The organism is Methylomonas fluvii, from assembly GCF_014850975.1.
GTDB classification, from domain to species: Bacteria; Pseudomonadota; Gammaproteobacteria; order Methylococcales; family Methylomonadaceae; genus Methylomonas; species Methylomonas fluvii.
The window spans coordinates 1,589,142-1,609,911 of sequence record NZ_JACXST010000003.1 but is presented as its reverse complement, the minus strand read 5'-3'; the positions used below and the strand labels follow the sequence as shown (position 1 = coordinate 1,609,911).

General features: G+C 50.3%; 20 protein-coding genes. 12 read left to right on the top strand and 8 right to left on the bottom strand.

Features of this window, described 5'->3' with window-relative positions:
- Positions 1–86 precede the first annotated feature (86 nt).
- From EBB_RS24895 to EBB_RS24870, 6 genes are all read left to right on the top strand, one after another.
- The gene (locus EBB_RS24895; protein WP_192396321.1) at positions 87–464 is read left to right on the top strand and encodes a DUF4845 domain-containing protein; all 378 of its coding nucleotides are present in this window, start codon (positions 87–89) and stop codon (positions 462–464) included.
- Positions 461–1,144 (top strand): ribonuclease III, encoded by a 684-nt coding sequence (gene rnc, locus EBB_RS24890; RefSeq protein ID WP_192396320.1) that lies wholly within the window; start codon positions 461–463, stop codon positions 1,142–1,144. The genes EBB_RS24895 and rnc overlap by 4 nt, the downstream gene beginning before the upstream one ends.
- Positions 1,141–2,031, top strand: a complete 891-nt coding sequence (gene era, locus EBB_RS24885) for a GTPase Era (RefSeq protein WP_192396319.1) — start codon at positions 1,141–1,143, stop codon at positions 2,029–2,031. The genes rnc and era overlap by 4 nt, the downstream gene beginning before the upstream one ends.
- Positions 2,031–2,732 carry a DNA repair protein RecO gene (gene recO, locus EBB_RS24880; RefSeq protein ID WP_192396318.1) on the top strand — a complete coding sequence of 234 codons (702 nt, stop codon included), beginning with the start codon at positions 2,031–2,033 and terminating at the stop codon, positions 2,730–2,732. Before era ends, recO begins: the two co-directional genes overlap by 1 nt.
- A 73-nt stretch (positions 2,733–2,805) precedes the next feature.
- The gene (gene pdxJ / locus EBB_RS24875) at positions 2,806–3,549 is read left to right on the top strand and encodes a pyridoxine 5'-phosphate synthase (RefSeq protein ID WP_192396317.1); all 744 of its coding nucleotides are present in this window, start codon (positions 2,806–2,808) and stop codon (positions 3,547–3,549) included.
- A 4-nt stretch (positions 3,550–3,553) separates the two neighbouring features.
- The gene (locus EBB_RS24870; RefSeq protein ID WP_192396316.1) at positions 3,554–4,297 is read left to right on the top strand and encodes a PP2C family protein-serine/threonine phosphatase; all 744 of its coding nucleotides are present in this window, start codon (positions 3,554–3,556) and stop codon (positions 4,295–4,297) included.
- Positions 4,298–4,351: 54 nt separating this feature from the next.
- Here EBB_RS24870 and EBB_RS24865 read toward each other — a convergent pair whose 3' ends face one another.
- The 5 genes from EBB_RS24865 to epmB form a co-directional block, all read right to left on the bottom strand.
- Positions 4,352–5,305 (bottom strand): sigma-54 interaction domain-containing protein, encoded by a 954-nt coding sequence (locus EBB_RS24865; RefSeq protein ID WP_192396315.1) that lies wholly within the window; start codon positions 5,303–5,305, stop codon positions 4,352–4,354.
- 11 nt (positions 5,306–5,316) lie between these two features.
- Positions 5,317–6,042 carry a sulfite exporter TauE/SafE family protein gene (locus EBB_RS24860; protein ID WP_192396314.1) on the bottom strand — a complete coding sequence of 242 codons (726 nt, stop codon included), beginning with the start codon at positions 6,040–6,042 and terminating at the stop codon, positions 5,317–5,319.
- Positions 6,043–6,131: 89 nt separating this feature from the next.
- Positions 6,132–7,055 carry a diguanylate cyclase domain-containing protein gene (locus tag EBB_RS24855; protein WP_192396313.1) on the bottom strand — a complete coding sequence of 308 codons (924 nt, stop codon included), beginning with the start codon at positions 7,053–7,055 and terminating at the stop codon, positions 6,132–6,134.
- A gap of 4 nt (positions 7,056–7,059) precedes the next feature.
- The gene (locus tag EBB_RS24850) at positions 7,060–11,058 is read right to left on the bottom strand and encodes a PAS domain-containing protein (RefSeq protein ID WP_192396312.1); all 3,999 of its coding nucleotides are present in this window, start codon (positions 11,056–11,058) and stop codon (positions 7,060–7,062) included.
- Between the two features lie 99 nt (positions 11,059–11,157).
- The gene (gene epmB, locus EBB_RS24845; protein ID WP_192396311.1) at positions 11,158–12,144 is read right to left on the bottom strand and encodes an EF-P beta-lysylation protein EpmB; all 987 of its coding nucleotides are present in this window, start codon (positions 12,142–12,144) and stop codon (positions 11,158–11,160) included.
- 73 nt (positions 12,145–12,217) lie between these two features.
- Between epmB and efp the strand changes: the two genes are divergently transcribed.
- Both efp and epmA read left to right on the top strand, forming a co-directional pair.
- A complete protein-coding gene (gene efp / locus EBB_RS24840) occupies positions 12,218–12,787 on the top strand; it encodes an elongation factor P (RefSeq protein ID WP_192396310.1) in 570 nt (189 codons plus the stop codon).
- Positions 12,784–13,761 (top strand): EF-P lysine aminoacylase EpmA, encoded by a 978-nt coding sequence (gene epmA, locus EBB_RS24835; protein ID WP_192396309.1) that lies wholly within the window; start codon positions 12,784–12,786, stop codon positions 13,759–13,761. Before efp ends, epmA begins: the two co-directional genes overlap by 4 nt.
- A 612-nt stretch (positions 13,762–14,373) precedes the next feature.
- On the opposite strand, the gene aspS is transcribed toward epmA, so the two are convergent.
- A complete protein-coding gene (gene aspS, locus EBB_RS24830) occupies positions 14,374–16,164 on the bottom strand; it encodes an aspartate--tRNA ligase (protein WP_192396308.1) in 1,791 nt (596 codons plus the stop codon).
- An 89-nt stretch (positions 16,165–16,253) separates the two neighbouring features.
- Positions 16,254–16,517, bottom strand: coding sequence for an FmdB family zinc ribbon protein (locus EBB_RS24825; protein WP_192396307.1), 264 nt, complete (start codon positions 16,515–16,517; stop codon positions 16,254–16,256).
- A 113-nt stretch (positions 16,518–16,630) separates the two neighbouring features.
- On the opposite strand from EBB_RS24825, the gene pyrC reads away from it, so the two are divergent.
- Entirely contained in the window at positions 16,631–17,668 is a 1,038-nt protein-coding gene (pyrC, locus tag EBB_RS24820; RefSeq protein WP_192396306.1) for a dihydroorotase, read from the top strand.
- 45 nt (positions 17,669–17,713) lie between these two features.
- Here pyrC and EBB_RS26875 read toward each other — a convergent pair whose 3' ends face one another.
- Complete coding sequence (locus EBB_RS26875; RefSeq protein WP_503466905.1) at positions 17,714–18,034, bottom strand: hypothetical protein; 321 nt, start codon at positions 18,032–18,034, stop codon at positions 17,714–17,716.
- On the opposite strand from EBB_RS26875, the gene EBB_RS24815 reads away from it, so the two are divergent.
- The 3 genes from EBB_RS24815 to EBB_RS24805 all read left to right on the top strand — a co-directional run bounded on the left by EBB_RS24815 (position 17,930) and on the right by EBB_RS24805 (position 20,672).
- Complete coding sequence (locus tag EBB_RS24815; RefSeq protein WP_503466904.1) at positions 17,930–19,450, top strand: ArnT family glycosyltransferase; 1,521 nt, start codon at positions 17,930–17,932, stop codon at positions 19,448–19,450. The genes EBB_RS26875 and EBB_RS24815 overlap by 105 nt on opposite strands.
- Before the next feature lie 76 nt (positions 19,451–19,526).
- A complete protein-coding gene (locus tag EBB_RS24810) occupies positions 19,527–20,252 on the top strand; it encodes a glycosyltransferase family 2 protein (RefSeq protein ID WP_192396304.1) in 726 nt (241 codons plus the stop codon).
- Between the two features lie 48 nt (positions 20,253–20,300).
- The gene (locus tag EBB_RS24805; protein ID WP_192396303.1) at positions 20,301–20,672 is read left to right on the top strand and encodes a lipid-A-disaccharide synthase N-terminal domain-containing protein; all 372 of its coding nucleotides are present in this window, start codon (positions 20,301–20,303) and stop codon (positions 20,670–20,672) included.
- Positions 20,673–20,770 lie beyond the last annotated feature (98 nt).

The window sequence follows — 20,770 nt, the reverse complement described above, 5'->3', positions numbered from 1 at the left end:
GCGAGATAATCCGAAAAAACAATGCTTAATGCGGTGGATTCTCAATAGTCGGCGGTTTGTTTCTAATTTTTCTCGGGGGTAGTGTTATGCCGTCATCATTAAAAAAACAACGCGGTTTAACTTTTTTGTCCATTGCCTTTATTTTGGCGTTAATTGGTTTTTTTACCTTATTGATTCTAAAAATTGCGCCGATTTACATTAATCATAGTCGCGTAGTTAACGCCTTGAAAGCAGTTGAAAACACTACTGATATCGTGACTAAATCCAAGGCAGATATAAAGGGCAGTCTGGAAAAGCGCTTTGATATGAACTATGTCGAGCATGTTACAAACGACAATATCAAAATCGTTGCTCAGCCCGGTTATGTGCGGGTTGACATAGACTACGAGCGTGTGGAACCCATCATGGGAAATTTGAGTGTGTTGGTTGAGTTCCATGAGGGATTCGAAGCTGGCAACAAGTGATTAAGAAGCCTGAAATTCTTGCCGGCAAGTTGGGTTTAAGGTTTAACGATCCCGGCTTATTTGCGATGGCTTTGACTCATCGCAGCATGGGTGCTAGAAACAACGAGCGTCTCGAATATTTGGGCGATTCCGTGCTGGGCTTCGTCATCGCCCAAAAACTATACGAACTGTTCCCCGATGCGGGAGAAGGCGCCTTAAGTCGGCTACGCGCCAGTTTGGTCAACCAGAATTCGCTGGCGGAAGTGGCTAGGCAGCACAATATCGGTGATTATTTGATTCTCGGCTCCGGCGAATTGAAAAGCGGTGGTTTTCGTAGAGATTCGATTCTTTCGGATGCGTTGGAAGCCATCATGGGGGCCTTGCTGAAAGACCAAGGAGTTGAGGTTTGCCAGCAGTGGATATTGCGATTATTCGATGACAAACTGACCGCGCTGAAAGTAGACGATTGGACCAAAGACCCGAAAACCCGTTTGCAGGAGTTGATGCAAGCCAGCCGTAAACCCTTGCCGATTTACGAATTGGTCAGCATGTCCGGCGCGGATCATGCCCAAACCTTTGAAGTGAAATGCACCATCGCATTAACACCGGAAACGCGCAACGGCGTCGGTATTTCCAGAAAAAAGGCCGAGCAGGCTGCTGCCGAAAATATGTTAAATTTTTTACAATCCAGGGATAAATGAACTGCGGATATGTTGCTTTAATCGGTAGGCCCAATGTCGGCAAATCGACGTTGATGAATCATTTGCTGGGTCAGAAACTCAGTATCACCTCAAGAAAACCGCAAACTACCCGGCATCGAATTCTGGGTATCAAGACGACAGCCGCCGGACAAGCCATTTTTATGGATACGCCGGGCATGCACAGCGATGAAAAAAAGGTATTGAACCGTTATCTGAATAAGACTGCGGACAGCACCCTGCTGGGAGTCGATGTCGTGATTTGGTTGTTGGATGGCCTGTATTGGCACGACTATGACGAAAAGATTTTCAAGAAACTCGAGCAAGCCGGATTGCCGGTTATCTTGGCCATTAACAAGGTCGATAAAATCAAGGATAAGGACGCGGTGCTGAAGTTCTTCGCCGAGGCCCAGCAAAAATATCCGTTTCAGCATATCGTGCCGGTTTCGGCTTTGAAAAATACCAATCTTGAACTGCTGGAACAGCACATCATGGCTTTGCTGCCCGAGGCCGAGCTCATTTATCCGGAAGATCAAATCACTGATCGGCCGGAGCGCTTTTTTGCTGCCGAAATTATTCGCGAAAAACTGACCCGGCGTTTAGGTGACGAATTACCTTATGCGCTGACTGTGGAAATCGAACGTTACGAGGAGTTTCCGGAGCTTTGCAAAATATACGCGGCGATTTTGGTAGAGCGGGACAGCCAAAAATGCATCGTCATCGGTAAACAAGGCGAAATGCTGAAAAAAGTCGGTAGCGAAGCGCGGGTCGATATTGAAAAATTGATCGGCCAAAAAGTCTATCTGGAATTGTGGGTCAAAGTGAAAAAGGGTTGGTCGGATAACGAGCGCGCCTTACAGAGTTTAGGTTTTAGCGATTTTGGCCATTAATGAGCGGCTCGGCCGTTTATTTACAGCCGGGGTTTGTTCTGCAGCATCGGCCATACCGGGAAACCAGCGTATTGTTAGATGTCTTCACGCGGGATTTTGGCGTGATTTCCATGCTCGCCAAGGGCGTACGTAAGGAAAAGTCGAAAATAGCCGGGTTGTTATTGCCTTTCAGCGCCTTGCGGCTGTCTTTTGTCGATAAAAACGAATTAAAAATTCTTTCTCAAGTGGAATATGTCGACGGCTACCCTTTAAAGCGCTTGGCGCTGTACTGCGGATTTTATGTGAACGAGCTGGTGCAGATATTTGTACACAAAGACGATCCCCAGCCCGAGATATTTAGCTGCTACGAGCGCTGCTTGAGTGGTTTATTGCTTGGTGAATGTATCGAGCAGACTTTGCGCTATTTTGAACTGGATTTATTGCAAGAGGCTGGCTACGCCGTTGCGATGAATTCGGAAGCTAACGGTAATCCCATCAAGATAGGTCAGCGCTACAATTTTTTGGCTGATTTCGGCATGGTCGCGGATAACGAAGGTTTGATCGGTGGTGAAACCTTGTCCATATTGGCCGCAAGAGCTCCGTTGGAAGGCCGCGCTTTGCTCGAAGCCAAGCTACTCTTCAGAAAAATGCTGGATGGACATTTGCAAGGCAGGCAGCTAAAAAGCAGGGATGTTCTGGCAAAAATTATTAAGTATTTATAGGCGAAAGACAAAAGTCAGGATAGGTTGACCGTCTTTCATCCCTCTTTCTCATCCGCTTGCGGACTCATATTCAATGGAAAAACAAATCATCTTATTAGGTGTCAACATCGACCATGTTGCGACCTTGCGCCAGGCTAGAGGTACTCGTTATCCCGAGCCGGTGCAGGCTGCGCTGATCGCCGAGCAAGCCGGTGCCGATGGCATTACCGCGCATTTGCGCGAAGACAGACGGCATATTCAGGACAGAGATATTTATTTGTTAAAGGATATGTTGCACACCCGGTTGAATCTGGAAATGGCCGTGACCGATGCCATGTTGGCGCTTGCGGTTAAAGTTGAGCCGCAAGCTTGTTGTTTGGTGCCGGAGCGCCGAGAGGAATTGACGACCGAAGGCGGTCTGGATGTGGCCGGTGCCGCGGACAAGATGCGTTCTGCCTGCCAACAATTGGCGGATGCGAATATAGAAGTCTCCTTGTTTATCGATCCGGATTGTCGGCAAATCGACGCAGCGGTCCAGGCGGGTGCGCCGGTGGTGGAGTTACATACCGGCCGCTATGCCGATGCCGCAAGCAAACTAGAGCGGGAGAAAGAATTGCAGCGAATCCGCGCGGCCGCGGCCTATGCCCACCAAGCCGGATTGCAAGTCAATGCCGGCCACGGCTTGAATATCGCCAATGTGGAGGCTATTTGCCGGATCGAGCAGATTGTCGAGCTAAATATTGGTCATTCCTTGATTGCACAGGCTTTGTTTTTAGGCCTGGATAGCGCGGTCAGGGACATGAAGCGCGTCATGCGGGAGTCGCGTTTACACGGTTGATGTAATGCAGAACGAACTCGAGTTTTATCAATTAACCTCGATAGGCAATCGAGAGGTCAATCAGGATTGCATGGCGCACCGGGTGTGCGCTAATTACGCATTATTTGTCGTCGCTGACGGATTAGGCGGGCATTACTCCGGCGAAAAAGCGTCACAATTTTTTTGCCGTAGCTTGATTGCTCTGGCGGAAAAGTATCATGCTCATATATCCTCAGTGAAGGCAGAAACGGTCATGGCCGCTTGGATTGCGGAAGCTGTCAGGAATATGAGTGAACTATTTGCCGGCGATCCGTTTGCAAGCGATGCTCACACCACCTGCGCAATTCTGTATCTGGACAAGGAGCGAGCGATAGTGGCGCATTGCGGAGATTCGCGAGTTTATCGGATCAATTCCGAGCAAGTCCTATGGCGTACAAAAGATCATTCGGTGCCCCAACAACTGTTTAACGAGGGAAAAATCAGCGAATGGGAGATGGGGGTTCATCCCGATCAGCATAAGCTGACACGAAGTATCAATGTGTTGAGTGCGCCTGCGGTAGATATTGCCTGTTTCCCACCGATGAAATGCGGCGAAACCTTTCTGCTCTGTAGCGACGGTTTTTGGGAGTTTGTAAAGGAACAGGAGTTGTTGGCGTTATCTCAAGAGGGTAGCGGAAAGCCGGAGTTGCAGAAGATGGCAAAAATGGCAGTATTACGCGCTCAAGGTAAAAGCGATAATGTCACCGTGCAGTGGGTAAGGCGGCGTTAGCTGTTTAGCAGGAGGGCAGGGGCTGAACCATGCAGCCCCAGTAAACCGGATGGTTTAGTGTGTTGCCAAGCCGTGCTTTTGAATCCGGTAAAGCAAGGTGTCTCTGGAAATGCCCAATAAGCGCGCCGATTTGCTGCGATTGCCCTTGGTTCTGTTCAATGCTTGCAGAATCATATCTGCTTCCAGCGCATCGAGTTGTAGACCCAACTCCGGCAAAGTAAAGTCAGAGCTGACTGTTATTGCGCTGCGGTTAAATTCGTGGGGCAGATTTTCCGGCTCGATTACTTTGCCCGCCAGCAGAATACTTAGTCTTTCGCAAAGATTGCGCAATTCACGTACATTACCCGGCCATTTGTAGCTGCGCAGCGTTTTTATGGTTTGTCTGCTGAAAGTAGGCGGCTCCAGGGAATGTGCGGCCGAGAAGTGCGTGAAAAAATGTTTGGCCAGTATTTCTATATCTTCGGTGCGCTGATGCAATGCCGGCAATTCCAGCGGCACTACATTTAAGCGGAAATACAAGTCCTGGCGAAACTGACCGTTTTCTATCAATTTGGTGAGGTCGGCATTGGAGGCCGCAATTACGCGCACATTCACCATGTAGGGTTTGGTGCCGCCAACGGGCAAACATTCTCCCGACTCCAGAAATCGCAAAAGCTTTGCCTGGATTCCTAAGGGTAAAGAATTGATTTCGTCCAGAAACAAAGTGCCGCCATCGGCTGCTTGAAACAGACCTTGCTTGTCTGATACCGCGCCGGTAAAAGCGCCTTTCTTATGACCGAATATTTCTGATTCAACCAAACCTTCAGGGAGTGCCGCGCAATTTAAGGCGATGAAAGGTTTATTTGCGCGGGGGCTATCCTTTTGAATTGCCGTTGCCAGTACTTCTTTTCCCGTGCCGGTTTCGCCTTTGATCAGCACGGTAACGTCGGTCGCCGCAACGATACGAGCGCTGCGAATCAATGCTTCGATTGCGGGAGATTGTCCAATAATAGGATCGAAGTTATCCACTGTAAAACCTCTCAAAACGTCATGATGTGTTCAACGCGCATTGGATAGAGCCATGGGAAGGATGCCAATAGCGCAAAGATAATAAACAAGGCTGCAACCGCGTGTTTAAAGTGCCGGATTTTCGAAAGCCTCGCCAGTAATGAGGTCATTATACCGACACCCATCACGGCAGGTAAAGTGCCCAATCCAAATGCCAACATCGTGAGCGCGCTGTGGGTAATGCTCCCCGTGGTAACTGCTAGTGCCAATGCCGTATAAATCAGGCCGCAGGGTAGCCAGCCCCACACCATACCAAACAACAAAGCTTGGGTGCGGTTTTGTACCGGAATCAATCGGCGGCCGAATGGTTCGATCAGTTTCCAGAAGCGTGCGCCCATTTTTTCGATGTAGGCAAAGTAAGGAAACCAACCGCCGAGGTAAAGTCCCGCTCCCGCCATCACCACGGCCGAGAGCAGTTGCAAAAATCTGTGCGCTTGACCTTGAGCAAAAGGTAAAGTTAAAAAGGCCTCCAGAGCGCCCACCAAGGCGCCGGCCATCGCGTAGCTTAGAACCCTGCCGATGTTGTAATTCAACACTATGCCAAACAGACGGCGTTTATCGTTACGAAGTTCGGGTTTCAGACTGTAAGTAAGGGTGCCGATAATGGAGCCGCACATGCCTATGCAATGCAGGCTGCTGAATAAACCCATTACAAACGCGGCAAGATAGGAAGCATTAAAGTCGAGGTAAAGATGCATAAACAAAAAGCCGGGGTAATAAGGTATGGAGTGGATTAGCTGGGATTATAGACGCTTTCCTAAACGGTAACGATGCGCAGATATCTAAACTACCTGCCATTGGACAAGTTATTCGCGCAGATACGATTCCGGCCTTGATGCTTGGCCTGATATAACGCATCGTCCGCCGCTTTCAGTAAACTGGCAACGTCGTCGAATGTGTGGGCCTGCAGCGTCGCAACGCCGATGGATATGGTCACGAAATTGTTGGGATTGTTCTGCGTATGCCGTATTTTCAGGTTCTCTATGGTTTCGCGGTACTGCTCGGCACGCATCAGGGCGCCTATGCTGTCGGTGTTGGGAAGCAAGATAGCGAACTCTTCGCCGCCCAATCTTGCCACCAAGTCTTCGGGTCTGTGGGTAATTGTTTGTAAGGCACGCGCCACCCGTTTCAGGCATTCGTCGCCCATAGGGTGGCCAAAGTAGTCGTTAAATTGTTTGAAATTGTCAATATCGGCAATTAACAGCGAGAGCGGCATGCCGGTGCGTTTGGACTGGTTCCATTGGCGTTCCAGGGCGGCGTCAAATGCTCTGCGGTTGGGTATCTCGGTCAGGCCATCCAGCGACGCCAGTTTTTCCAATAAATCGGATTTGGTTTTTAGCTGAATTTGAGTGCGTACTCTTGCTAAAACAATCGACGGCGAAAACGGTTTGGTGATGTAGTCGCTACCGCCGATTCGAAAGCCGTGCACCTCATCTTCTTCCGAGCGTTTGGCGGTCAGAAAAATAATCGGAATATTGCGGGTTTTATCCGACGACTTGAGCTGATGGCATATTTCATAACCATCCATGTCGTCCAGGATGATGTCCAGCAGGATCAGATCGGGAAGCTGGCTGGTAGCGATATGTAAAGCCAGTTCACTATGCACGGCTACTTTTACCGTGTAATGGGGTTCGAGAATATTCTTGATAAGATCCAGATTTTCCGGGCTATCATCCACGGCCAGAATGGTATGCGTGTTTCTACTTTCCATTTTCCTATATCCGATGTTCCAGTATGTGGTTGAGAGCTTGCGCGGCATCTACAAACTGGTAATTGGCAATTTGTTTTTTGATGGGCAATAAGATTTGCAGCAGAGCTTTTTCATCGATATGGCGCATAATCCGCTCAAGTTGCTGGTCCGAGTCGGAGTCGAAGGTTTGCAGTTTATCAATCAATATGGCCAACTGTTGCCGAGTTTCCAGCGTCGAGTAGCGTGGTTCAGCGTCGCCCTGGCTTTCGCTGTTGGTCAAATTACTGTTGATACTACTGATAACCTTGCTCATCTCCAGTGTTGTAGCGGCAATATTACTATCGATATGCGGGACGTCGGCAATATTGGCGCGGAAATCGATTAGCGAAGCTTCCAACTGCACTAAGTGGCTTTGCAATTGTAGCGCGCCGAGCGAGCCGACCAAACCTTTCAAAGTATGGACTAATTGATAGGCCTTGTCGTACTGGTTATGTGTTAAGGCTTGGCTGATTTCGTTCATGGTATCCGCATGATTTTCAGCAAATTTTAGTAACACTTTCCGATAGACGGCCAGGTTGCCGGCGGTATGTTGTAAGCCGGCGGAGGTGTCTATGCCATAAAGATAAGGAAGCGGATTGCTTTCCTGCTGTTCGCTGTTGGGATCGGTCTGGGGCATTCGGTCAGTTCGCGGTTTAATCCATTTTGCCAGTGTGGCGTAAAGTGTTTCCGGTAATATCGGTTTGCTGATGAAATCGTCCATATCGGCTTGAAAGCATCTGTTGCGATCATTACTCATTGCGTTAGCGGTCATCGCTATGACCGGCAAGGTTTGACAGCCGGGTAATGCTCGTAGTTGTTTGGTGGTTTGATAGCCATCCATCACTGGCATTTGCACGTCCATTAGCACGCAGTCGTAAGTGGTTTGTTGCAGTTTGCCCAAGGCGATTTCGCCGTTTTCGGCCACGTCGACTTGCAAATGTGCTTGATCCAGCAGTTCGATGGCTACAATTCGATTCACTTCGTTGTCTTCAACCAGCAATACTCGGGCACCGCTGATATGCTGCAATTTCCCGGTATCGAAGGGGAGCTTTTGTTGGTATTGCGCGTTGCGTATTGAAGCAAGGCTGGTGATGCCCAGTTTGACGCTAAAGGTAAATGTCGAGCCGAAGTTTTCTTGGCTGGAGACGCTGATCGTTCCGCCCATTTGTTCGACCAATTGTTTGGAAATGATCAGACCCAAGCCGGTACCACCGTAATGACGCGTGACGCTACTGTCGCCTTGGCTGAACGCCTGGAATAGTTTGGCTTGTTTTTCTGCATTCATGCCGATGCCAGTATCGCTGATACTAAACTGCAAACAAGTCTGTTGCGCGGAGCGCTTAAGTTCGGTGAGCGTGACTCTTACCTCGCCATGTTCGGTAAATTTGATCGCGTTCCCGATCAGATTGATAAAAATTTGCCTTAGCCGTTGCGGGTCGCCGATCACCGGGAGAAAAGTTAGCGTCTTAGGTGGGCGAATCAAGGCTATGCCTTTGCTGGCACAAAGTTCGGACATCGTGGAAAACACCTTATCCAGCATTTCTTCCAAGAGAAAAGGTACGGATTCCAGTTGCATTTTTCCAGCTTCCATTTTGGAAAAGTCCAGAATATCGTCGATGATGGTCATCAACGAGCGCGAGGCGGTTTCCACTCTTTCCAGGTAGTCGCGATGTTTGGCGGAGATGCTGCTGTTCAGACATAATTCAACCAAACCGATAATGGCATTCATCGGCGTGCGGATTTCGTGGCTCATATTGGCGAGAAATTCCGATTTTACCCGTGTTGCCTGTTCTGCCTGCTGCTTGGCTTCCAACAGCCTTTGCTCGGTTTGCAGCCGGTCGGTGATGTCTTGCATGGTGCCTTGAACGCCAGTGGGTTTGTCATTAACATCGCGAATAACTTGTCCGCGTTGGTGGACATGACGAATTTGGTCGTTACCGAGCACTATCCGATGTCTGAAATCGATACTGCCGCTACTGATCGCGTTTTGCATCGATGTTTTGAAAAAGCTTTGGTCGTCCGGGTGAACCAGTGTGCTTAAAATGCTGGAAAAGTTGGGGGTAAAAACAGCTTTACTGGTTGCGGTGATCCGATACATTTCGTCCGACCAGCTAAAGTGATTGTCCGGCAAATGCCAATGCCAATCGCCGATATGGGAAATACTTTGCGCATCCAGTAAGCGCTGTTTTTGGTCTTGCAGCGCATTGATGGCGCGGCTGCGTTCCAGTTCGGCGGTAATTTGCAACGCGAATAATTTCAGGGTGTCTGTGGCAAAGTTGGTATCGGGAATGGGCCGACAATAGGATACCGAGATAAATCCGAAACTATTTTGTTGTTTATCGTGTAACGGAATGCCCAGATAACCCTGAATTTGTTGGCGTCGCAGCCAGTCGGCGTCGGGGAATCGTTTCGCTACATCGTGTTCGACGCAACAAATAGTGCCGGCGGCCACCTCGCGGCAAGGCGAGTTATCTAGGCTGAATTCCCGGTTGCTGACAATTTTGCCTTTTGCGCAAAGCGATAGGCTGCGGGCACGTCCATTGCCTGTTGTTTCGGCAATTAATGCAAAATCGGCTCCCAGGGTTTCCACGGTCAATAGCGTCAGATTATCCAGCAGCGACGCGGCACTTTGCGGCAGGTTGCTGGAGACGATATTCCTAATCACACTGGATTGCTGGCGCTGCTGAGTGATGTCGCTAACTAGGCCCTGATAGTCGATAATCTTGCCTTGCTCGTTGCGCACCACCATCTTGCGGTCTTGCACCCATTTTATACCGCCGTTTTGGGCGACGATGCGATAGGGTTGATGCGCTATTTCGGAGCAGTCCGGATCGTTGCGGCAGGTGGCTATCTCGCGAAGGAAAACCCCGACATCGTCGGGATGGATCAGGTTGAGATAAAACAGATTGCCGGTAATCAATTGTTCGACACTGTAGCCGAATAGCTGGCGGGCGTTCTCAGTGGCGAATTCTATCGGTAATCCTTCGGAATTATTCCATTTCAATACCACTGCCGCGCTCTGGCTGATAATTTGATAGGCGCGTTGCAGATTATGCTCCGACTGCTTACGCACGCTGATGTCTTGGTGCGTGCCGCATAGCCGGCTTGGACCGCCGCTGACCGGATCGTAGGCTACAACGGCGCCGGAGCCTTGTATCCATACCCAATGGCCGAGTTTATGGCGCATGCGAAATTCCACGACATAGGGGCGGTCGGAGGCTATATGCTTGGCAACGAATTGTTTCACTCGTTGCCTGTCTTCCGGATGCAGGCGTTTGTCCCAGTCGCTGACATAGTTATCCAGCTCGTCATGGCTGAGGCCCAACATGTCCAGCCAGCGTTGATTCACGGAATGTTTGCCGCTTAGATAATTCCAATCCCAGTAGCCTAACTGGGCGCCGTCTATTACCAGGGCCAATTGTTCTTCAATTTGCTTTCGCGGCGTGATGTCGATATGGAACTGAATTAATTGACTGTTGTTATGCGTGGACAGGCGGGTAAGCGAGATTTGCTGCCATGTTTGATTTGGAAAGGCAAAGTCGCTGGCCGGCATAGCCTTGCCGGCCTTGATATGTTGGCATAAGGGGCACTCAGTTTCGGTATGGCTGGTCGGGTGAAACCAGGCGTGTATGGCTTGTCCGGCTAATTCTGCCGGGCACTTGCCCACCGACAAAGCTGCGGCTTGGTTGGCATGGCGAATAATCCCCTGATTATCGACCACGATGGCGGATTGGGTGAGATGGTCGTAAAAATCGCCGATGGGTGCCAGTCCAGAGGACAGATGTTGCCGATTTGACAGAAGTTCGCTAAAGATCAGCAAGGCTGCCAGACCGGGCAGCAACACTATCAGTATTTTGGTCAGTTCACCCGTGCCGTTTATGTTTTGATAGAGTACAACGGTAATGTCACTTATCAACAGCAAACACACTGCGACCAGCACGAACCGGCGTATCTGATTGGCAGTGTTTGCGAGTTTATCTGTCATAGTTTGCTGATGTCGGGGATCTGACCGGGAGGCACGGGAAAAATCTTAGACCGGGTATCGGTAAATGTGAATCCGTGTCGCCGGAAAACTGTCCGGTGCTTAGCAAATTGGGATTTTATACGCAGCTCCGGCCTGTTCTTTAACCAGTTTGGGAACCAGATAGCCGGGTAGATGGCTTTGCATATCTTCGAGTAATTGCCTGGCTACAGTTTCGGATACTTCAAAATGGCCGGTGCCGCTGGCATGATCCAGTACATGCAGATAGTAGGGCAAAATACCTAGTTCAAACAGTTTTTCGCTCAGTTCGCAGAGCGCCGTGCCGGCATCGTTAACTCCCTTCAGCAGAACGCTTTGATTCAATAAAGTGATGCCGTGGCGGCGTAAATCGCTACAAACTGCTCCAACGGCAGGGCTCAGCTCATTCGCATGATTGGCGTGAAATACCATCACAACTTGTTGCGAAAGGCTGGATAAGGTGTTCAGCAGTTGTTGAGTGACGCGCATTGGCAACACGATGGGCACTCGGCTATGAATGCGAATACGTTTGATGTGTTCAATCTCACCTAGCTGTGCCAACAGCTGGCCGAGTTTTTCGTCATTGAGCAGCAAGGGGTCGCCGCCGCTGAGTATCACTTCGCTTATTTCCGGATGGCTAATGATGTAGCTAAGCGCTTGTTGAACTTTTTGGGTCGACAACTGCAACTCCGCATAAGGAAAATTCCGCCGAAAACAATACCGGCAGTGCACCGCGCAAGCGCCGGTGCTGATCAATAATACCCGGCCATGATACTTATGAATAATACCTGCTTCGGCGACCGCGCCGAGGTCGCCTACCGGATCATGGTTGTAGCCCGGATAGTCGATCAGTTCGTTCTGAGTCGGCAGCACTTGTCTTAGCAAGGGGTCATTTGGATCGCCGCGGCGCATGCAATCAGCAAAACCGCGTGGCACGCGGAGCGGAAAGGCTTTGAAATCCGGCAGCATTGCCACGCTGTCTGTTGAAATATTCAAAAAGTCACAAAGGGCCTCGACGCTGGTAAATGCGTCGGCCAGCGCCTGTTGCCAGCCGGCGGTTTGGGTGTTCAATGCTGCTCCAGTTTCCGATTAAAAATCTTATCCATTATAATCGCCCGACTATTATTTGTTTCACGAGGAAAAAATGGCGACTTTTAGCACCAACGAGTTCAAGGGCGGTTTGAAAATCATGCTGGACAACGACCCTTGTTCGATTATCGAAAACGAGTTTGTTAAGCCGGGCAAGGGGCAGGCGTTCAATCGGGTCAGGATCAGAAATCTGAAAACCGGCCGGGTCATCGAGCGTACCTTCAAATCCGGCGATACCGTCGAAGGTGCGGACGTCGTTGATAAGGAAATGCAATATTTGTATAGCGATGGTGAGTTCTGGCATTTCATGGTGCCGGATACTTTTGAACAGTACCAAGCCGATAAAAATGCGGTCTCCGATGCCATTAAATGGCTGAAAGAACAAGATATTTGCACGATGACCTTGTGGAACGACTCACCGTTATCGGTTACGCCGCCCAATTTCGTAGAATTGACCATCACCGAAACCGATCCTGGTTTGAAAGGCGATACGTCCGGCGGCGGCGGAAAACCTGCAACGCTGGAATCCGGTGCCGTGGTGCGCGTACCCTTGTTTGTACAAATCGGCGAAGTCATTAAAGTCGATACCCGTACCGGCGAATACGTCTCCCGCGTCAAAGAGTGACGGTAAGCTGGCAGCCGAGCTGCCCACTGGCGCATTTGCGCACTCGCGCGCAAATGCTGGCAGCGATACGGCGTTTTTTCGAGGCGAGGGATGTGCTGGAAGTCGAAACGCCGCTATTGTGTCCAGCCACGGGTACCGATCCGCAGCTGGATTTTTTCAGCAGTCAGTTTAACTTCCCCCCCAGCCGACCCATCCTGTTTCTGCAAACCTCGCCTGAGTTCGCGATGAAACGGCTGTTGGCTGCTGGCAGCGGCAGTATTTATCAGATCTGCAAGGCGTTTAGGAATGGTGAAGCAGGGCGCTACCACAATCCGGAATTCACGATTTTGGAATGGTATCAGGTTGGCTACGATTTGCGACAATTGATGGCGGAAGTTGCCGAATTATTGTCGCAGCTGTTGCAACCTTTTCATGCCTCATTGCCAACCAAGCAAATCAGCCACCAACAACTATTTTTGGATGCCACCGGCTTGGATCCGTTGATTTTTTGCGTCAGCGATTATCAGGCTTATGCGTCTGCGAATGCGCTTCCGGAGGCTTTCGACCTATGCGGCGACGATCATGCCTTGTGGCTGGATTTTATTTTTAGCCATTGCGTCCAGCGGATGATGGATAAAAATACGATTTATTTGCTGCATAGCTATCCGGCAATACAGTCTTCGCTGGCGCGCCTGCATGTCGATGATCCAAGGATCAGTGAGCGTTTTGAAGTGTTCATTAATGGCGTGGAACTGGGCAATGGTTTTTATGAACTTGCCGATCCGCAAGAGCAGGAGGCACGTTTTGATAAGGAAATTGCTTATCGGCTAAGCCATGACTTGCCGGTAGTTAGCAAAGATGAAGCATTTTTGCAGGCATTGAAATTCGGTTTGCCGGATTGCAGCGGGGTAGCAATTGGTTTGGATCGGCTGCTGATGATTGCTTTGGGCAGCGAGTCTATTAGCGATGTGCTGGCTTTTCCGGTCCGGGTTTGAGGCTCAATGTTGAACAGTCTGAAAAAACTCCCCCTTCGCCGAAGGGGGGATGTAGTCGGTAGGTGTCCCTAAAAACGATTAAGCGATTTGCTTAGTAGGGCCAACTGAGCGAGCTTTTTTGCTGGTCCGGGTGATCTGCAGCATCTAGCGCCGTTTGTATGTCGTCTAAGAAAAAGCGTCTGAGACCGCGGCCAAGGCGGTGGGCTAGCACCGGCAGAGCTTGATCTTTGTCTAGGTAGGCCACGGGTTCGCGCCCCTTGCGGTAATGGTGTAGCGCTCTTCTGACTGCACCGCACAGATAGCACTCTGCACCCTCAGGAAGAGTGGCGTTTAAGTCGCGAAGTAGATGTGGAGTTATTTTATTCATAGCATCCCCCTCCTCATTCGGAGTGTTGGGCGGTAATCCTTATGCCATGCGAAGATCCGCAACCAGGATCTGTTATTTGATAAAAATAACGTGATTAACTTATCAATTTGGTAAAAAAAGTCAACGAGTATTTGGGGTGCTTTTTTGACGTATATCAATACCTTGGATGACTGCTTCGCAAGTTATCCGGTGGCAAGCTTAACAAGAAGAAAGGGCGGACAAGACTGTCCGCCCTCAGGTTTATCTTAATCCTGCTTTTCGGTTTTGCCTGCAGGGGTACGCAGCCTGATACCCAATTCTTTCAATTGTTCTTCGCTGACCAATGCTGGGGCGTTGAACAGTGGGCAAGCGGCAGTCTGGGTTTTCGGAAATGCGATGACGTCGCGAATCGAGCTGGCGCCAGTCATTAACATCACCAGACGGTCCAAGCCAAAGGCGATGCCGCCGTGCGGTGGCGCGCCATATTTCAAGGCATCCAGCAAGAAGCCAAATTTTTCGCGGGCTTCTTCGTGGCCGATACCCAGAATGTCGAATACGGTTTGCTGCATCGCGGTGCGGTTGATCCGGATCGAGCCGCCGCCGACTTCGGTGCCGTTCAACACCAAGTCGTAAGCGCGCGACAGAGCAGTGCCGGGGTTGGCGACCAATTCTTCCACCGAACAGCTCGGTGCGGTGAACGGATGATGGATAGCCGTATAGCGTTGGGCTTTTTCGTCCCAGGCAAACATTGGAAAATCCACGACCCAAAGCGGTTTCCAAGGTCCAGTCAGCAGATTGCGATCCAAGCCCAGTTTGACGCGCAGTGCGCCCATGGCTTCGTTGACGATACCGGTTTTGTCGGCACCGAAGAAAATCAAGTCGCCGTTCTGCGCGCCGACTTTTTCCATGACTTTGGCCCAGACATCAGCCGGAGCGAATTTGACGATAGGCGATTGCAAGCCTTCGACGCCGGCCGCCAAGTCGTTAACTTTGATATATGCTAGGCCCTTTGCGCCGTAAATGCCGACGAACTTAGTTAATTCGTCGATCACGCTGCGGCTCAAGTCGCCGCCTTCAGGCAATTTCATTGCCACGACGCGGCCGTTTGGATCGTTGGCGGGGCCGGAGAAGACTTTGAAATCCACGCCTTTCATTTCCTCGGCAATGTCTACCAGTTCCAGCGGGATACGCAGGTCCGGACGGTCAGAACCGTAACGATTCATGGCTTCGGCATAACTCATGACCGGGAATTGGTCGCCCAAATCCACGTCGATGATGTCCTTGAACAGGCGGCGGATCATTTCTTCCATCACCGCCATGATTTGCTGCTCGTTCATGAACGAGGTCTCGATATCGAGCTGGGTAAATTCCGGCTGACGATCAGCGCGCAAGTCTTCGTCGCGGAAGCAGCGCACAACTTGGTAATAGCGGTCCATGCCGGCAATCATCAGCAGCTGTTTGTAAAGCTGCGGAGATTGCGGTAAAGCAAAGAATGAATTTTGGTGGGTACGGCTAGGCACGATATAGTCGCGCGCGCCTTCCGGGGTAGCTTTGGTCAGATACGGCGTTTCGATTTCGAAAAACTCGTGATCGTCCAGATATTGACGCAGGTTGCGGGTCACATCGCGGCGTACTTTCATTTTTTGTTGCATCGCGGTGCGGCGCAGATCGATGTAACGGAAACGCAGGCGGGTCTCTTCGTTGACTTCGATGTCGCTTTCCAACGGGAATGGCGGCGTTTCGGCTTCGTTCAAGACTTCAATATGTTTGCCCAATATTTCAATTTGGCCTGTAGACATATTGGGATTATGCGTGCCTTCAGGCCGGTCACGGACGATACCTTCGATACGCAGCACGTATTCACTGCGGACGTGTTCGGCAATCGCAAAGCTTTCGGCCATATCGGGATCGAACACCACTTGCACCAAGCCGGCGCGGTCTCTCAAGTCGATAAAAATAACGCCGCCGTGGTCACGGCGGCGATGTACCCAGCCGCACAGGGCAACGGTTTGACCTAGATGTTGGGTGTTCAATTCTCCACACTTGTGGCTACGCATAGTTGTTCTCGGGTTAATCAAAATACGGGGGTAGGTAAAAATTAGGAATTGCCAGTCATTTTAAAAAACTGGCAGTTACCAAGGGTTTCCTAATGGTTATGGTTGGGACAGCCACTGCAACTGCTGGCTTTTTCTGGAGCTTTGCTTTCGCCGGCCACATTTTTCTTCGTGCCGCTTTTAAAATCGGTTTCGTACCAGCCGCCACCTTTCAAACGAAATCCCGCCGCAGAAATTTTCTTTTTTAATTCCGCTTCATTGCAGGCAGGGCAAACGACCAGGGGCTCGGCACCCAATTTTTGCAGCGCTTCGTGTTCGTGTCCGCAAGCATTGCATTGGTATTCGTAAATAGGCATCTGCTTCTCCAGTTTAAATTGTCTAAAACGGCTTACTAAGGGCGGGGTTTTAAATTTTCAAGGCCCTTAATGTTAGAATAACTGGCTATTTTAAATGAAAACGCCCGGAGATTATGGATAAATTGACCATCCGCCAACCTGATGATTGGCATTTGCACGTCAGAACCGGCAGTATTTTAAAAACGGTGATCGGTCATACTGCCAGACAGTTCGGTCGCGCTATTATCATGCCGAATCTGAAACCCCCGGTCACCACGGTCGCGCAGGCCTTACTTTACAGGCAGGAGATTTTGGCTGCTTTGCCGCCAGATTCCACGTTTCAGCCTTTGATGACTTTGTATCTAACGGCAAGTACCTCCGTTGAGGAAATCAAAAAGGTGGCCGATGCCGAGCATGTTTATGCGTTTAAACTGTATCCGGCCGGAGCAACCACCAATTCCGATGCCGGTGTTGCCGACATTGAAGCAGCTTATGCTTTATTTGCGGCGATGGAGCAATACGGCGTACCGCTGTTAATCCACGGCGAAGTCACGGATGCGGAATACGATATTTTTGACCGGGAAAAAATATTTATCGATAGTAAGTTAAGCAAACTTGCCCGGCAATTCCCGGCATTACGCATCGTCCTTGAGCATCTTACTACCCTGGAAGCGGTGCAGTTTGTCGAAGCCGCTGCCGCGAATGTCGCCGCGACTATCACCCCGCAACATTTGCTCTATAACCGCAATGCCATTTTGGCGGGCGGTCTTCGTCCGCATTTCTATTGTTTGCCCATTTTAAAGCGCGAGCAGCATCGCCAAGCCCTGATAAAAGCCGCTACCAGCGGTAACCCCAAATTTTTCCTTGGTACCGATAGCGCGCCGCATTTGACCGGCTTGAAAGAAAATAGCTGCGGCTGCGCCGGTTGTTACAGCGCGCATGCGGCATTGGAATTGTATGTCGAAGCCTTTGAGCAGGTTGGCGCATTGGATAAGCTGGAAGGCTTCGCCAGTTTTTACGGTGCGGATTTTTACGGTTTGCCGCGGAACTCTGCGAGCGTTACGTTGGAAAAACAAGCCTGGATCGTGCCGGAAGCCTATGCCAATACCGATGACACTATTACCCCATTACGGGCTGGCGAGAGTTTGTCGTGGCGCTTAGTGGCCGCCTGATCCCTTGTGATGAGTGGGGCAATTCAACCCGCTTAACGGTTTGTTTCAACCTATCCTCTCGGCCTTTTGATGTCGGCTTGAGATGTCTTGGGCTTTGTCGGCTGTATTAGTGTTGGCATGAAATTGGCTTAAGCTTTTGTCATAACGCTGGCGTGATTCTGATCGCTTGGATGTCCAGCGCCCGGATCGATATTTTCTCGAAAAATGACCATACCCGATAAACTGATTTACCGCTGGGGCATCCTGCCGCTTTGGCTTCTGTTGTCCGCAAGCGTTTATTTTCGCTCGACCATACCCATCGATGAAACGCGCTATCTCAGTGTGGCTTGGGAGATGTGGCTGCGCGGCGACTTTCTGGTGCCGTATTTGAATGGTGAAACCTACAGCCATAAGCCGCCATTATTATTTTGGTTGATTCAAGCCGGGTGGTGGATATTCGGCGTTAATCAGTGGTGGCCTAGTTTGGTCGGGCCGTTGGCTGCATTGGCAAATCTGTTGCTGACGCGGAAATTGGCGGAAAAACTTTGGCCGGAGCAAGCAGCGGTAGCATTGGCGGCGCCGTGGGTCTTGACTGCAACCTTGCTGTGGACCTTATTCGCCACGTCCATCATGTTTGATATTCTGCTGACTAGCTGTGTGTTGTTGGGAATGCTCGGTTTGCTGGAAGTCTTGCAAGGCTCGGAACGTAAGGGTTGGATGTTGGTGGCGGCAGCAGTGGGTTTCGGTATTTTAAGTAAAGGGCCTGTGGTTTTTTTGCATCTAATCCCTGCCGCAATTTTGGTCGTGGTTTGGGCGCCGCGTCCGATTGTTTTTAGTCGCTGGTTTAGTGGCTTGTTAATAGCAGTCTTAACCGGAGCCGCGATAGCGCTGGTTTGGGCGCTTCCTGCCGCGATTGCCGGTGGCGACCAATACGCCAACGCGATACTTTGGCATCAGACCGCTGATCGCGCAGTCAGCACCAAAATCCATACCCGTTCGCTGTTTTGGTATCTGCCTTTTTTACCGATGTTTTTGTTCCCCTGGTTGTTCTGGCCGCATTTCTGGGGCAGTTTGCGCGGCAGCCGATTTTTGAATGATAGCGGCCTGCGCTTTTGTCTGGTTTGGCTGGTATCAACCTTTGTGGCGTTTTCGTTATTGCCCAGCAAGCAAATTCATTATTTGATTCCGATGTTACCGGCGTTTGCGTTGTTGGTAGCCAAGGTGGTGGTGAATACCCAAAAGCCGAGATTGGGCGGCGAGTGGTTGCTGCCGGGGCTGTTCGCCGCAATCGGGGTGTTTTTAGTTTATCTGTCCAAGGTACCCGGCTTGTCGACATTGAACTGGGTTCAGACTGTGCAGCCGGCATGGGGTTTGAGTGTGTTGGCTATTGCCATCATGTTGGTGCTATTGGTTTGGATTAAGCGCACGTTGTCGGTTGCGGCAATCTCGACAGCGCTGGTGGCGGCAATTTTCGTCGGATTTATATTTTTCTTCCGCTATGCCGGCGCGGCATACGACCTGCAACCAGCCGCGTTAAAGGTGAAAAGCTTTAACGATCAGCATATTCCTTATGTTTATGTTGGCAATTACCAAGGGCAATTCAATTTCTTGGGGCGATTAACCCAGCCACTGCCGGTTTTACCTGCTGAACGGCTTGCCGATTGGGCGGCACAGCATGCGGACGGTTACCTGATTTCTCTGGAAAAAAATCAGCCTAGCGACGCCGTATACCTACAGCCGCATCGGGAATATTGGGTGGTATTTCGGCGCGCGGGGCAGGCTGCTGATGTCAAGCCCCTATAACTCAAACCTGTACAAAATTCTTATCCGTGCATAAGCGTTTGATACAATTCACAACTTTTTCAACTTTTACCAAGATATGAAGATTTCTGTAGTAGTCCCCGTTCACAATGAAACGGACAATGTCGAATTGCTGATCGAGGAAATCCATCGCGCGCTGGGCAATGGGGAAACCTATGAAATGATTTTTGTGGACGACGGCAGTACCGATGACACCGGCGTCAAACTGCAAGGTGCGATGCAGCAATATCCGACTCTGCGGGTGCTGACACATCAACGCAGTTGCGGACAAAGCCGTGCAGTGCACACCGGTGTGTCCGCGGCGCGCTACCCATGGATTGCCACCTTGGACGGCGACGGCCAGAACGATCCGGCCGATATACCCAATCTGGTCGCGGCCTGGCGCGAACAAAACGACAGCCAATTATGGATGCTGGCCGGCTTTCGGCATAAGCGTAACGATACCGGTTGGCGCAAGTTTTCCTCCAAATTTGCCAATGCGGTGCGGCAGTCAATTTTGCATGACGCCACGCCGGATACCGGTTGCGGCTTGAAGTTATTCTTGCGCGATAAGTTTTTGGCCTTACCGTATTTTGATCATATTCACCGTTTCTTGCCGGCGTTAATCCGGATGGCGGGCGGAAATGTCATTTCCGTAAAAGTGAATCATAGGCCGAGAAATTTCGGCACGTCGAAATACGGAACCTTGGATCGGGCGCTGGTTGGCATCGTCGACTTGCTGGGTGTGGTTTGGTTGAAAAAACGCCATAGCCTGCCGATTGTTAGCGAGATTCAGCCTGACTAGTCGCTGGATTCAACCCATTTGTTCCGCCGTATTTTAGGAGTCGTTAACATGGATAATGGTATCGTTTATTTTTTTACGCATTTGGCGGATAAATGGCAGCACCACTTGTCCGTCATGGATTCGAATGACATCATTTGGCTCAGCATCGGTTTGGTGGGGCAGACTTTGTTCATGATGCGTTTTATCGTGCAATGGATACACAGCGAGCGGCATCAGAAGAGCATGATTCCGGTGAGTTTTTGGTATTTCAGTTTGTCGGGTGGTGTCATCGTGTTGGCTTACGGTATTCACCGTGTGGATCCAGTGATTATCTTGGGTCAATTACCCGGTACTTTCGTATATGCCAGAAACCTAATGTTAATTCGCCGCGAACATCGTGATGCGTTGGCGGAAATGACCGAGCAAGATCTGGGGACCTAATCGATTTGACTACCCGGAAAACTACATAAGCTATTTTGGTGCAAGGGTTTTTCCTAACTATTGAAAACAGACTGAATTTTTACCCTAAACTATGGCCC

What these genes read in the sequence shown, in the direction of transcription:
- EBB_RS24895 (WP_192396321.1), top strand. Translation starts at nt 87, where the DNA reads ATGCCGTCATCATTAAAAAAACAACGCGGTTTAACTTTTTTGTCCATT.
- era (WP_192396319.1), top strand. Translation starts at nt 1,141, where the DNA reads ATGAACTGCGGATATGTTGCTTTAATCGGTAGGCCCAATGTCGGCAAA.
- recO (WP_192396318.1), top strand. Translation starts at nt 2,031, where the DNA reads ATGAGCGGCTCGGCCGTTTATTTACAGCCGGGGTTTGTTCTGCAGCAT.
- pdxJ (WP_192396317.1), top strand. Translation starts at nt 2,806, where the DNA reads ATGGAAAAACAAATCATCTTATTAGGTGTCAACATCGACCATGTTGCG.
- EBB_RS24870 (WP_192396316.1), top strand. Translation starts at nt 3,554, where the DNA reads ATGCAGAACGAACTCGAGTTTTATCAATTAACCTCGATAGGCAATCGA.
- EBB_RS24860 (WP_192396314.1), bottom strand. Translation starts at nt 6,042, where the DNA reads ATGCATCTTTACCTCGACTTTAATGCTTCCTATCTTGCCGCGTTTGTA.
- EBB_RS24855 (WP_192396313.1), bottom strand. Translation starts at nt 7,055, where the DNA reads ATGGAAAGTAGAAACACGCATACCATTCTGGCCGTGGATGATAGCCCG.
- EBB_RS24850 (WP_192396312.1), bottom strand. Translation starts at nt 11,058, where the DNA reads ATGACAGATAAACTCGCAAACACTGCCAATCAGATACGCCGGTTCGTG.
- efp (WP_192396310.1), top strand. Translation starts at nt 12,218, where the DNA reads ATGGCGACTTTTAGCACCAACGAGTTCAAGGGCGGTTTGAAAATCATG.
- aspS (WP_192396308.1), bottom strand. Translation starts at nt 16,164, where the DNA reads ATGCGTAGCCACAAGTGTGGAGAATTGAACACCCAACATCTAGGTCAA.
- EBB_RS24825 (WP_192396307.1), bottom strand. Translation starts at nt 16,517, where the DNA reads ATGCCTATTTACGAATACCAATGCAATGCTTGCGGACACGAACACGAA.
- pyrC (WP_192396306.1), top strand. Translation starts at nt 16,631, where the DNA reads ATGGATAAATTGACCATCCGCCAACCTGATGATTGGCATTTGCACGTC.
- EBB_RS24810 (WP_192396304.1), top strand. Translation starts at nt 19,527, where the DNA reads ATGAAGATTTCTGTAGTAGTCCCCGTTCACAATGAAACGGACAATGTC.
- EBB_RS24805 (WP_192396303.1), top strand. Translation starts at nt 20,301, where the DNA reads ATGGATAATGGTATCGTTTATTTTTTTACGCATTTGGCGGATAAATGG.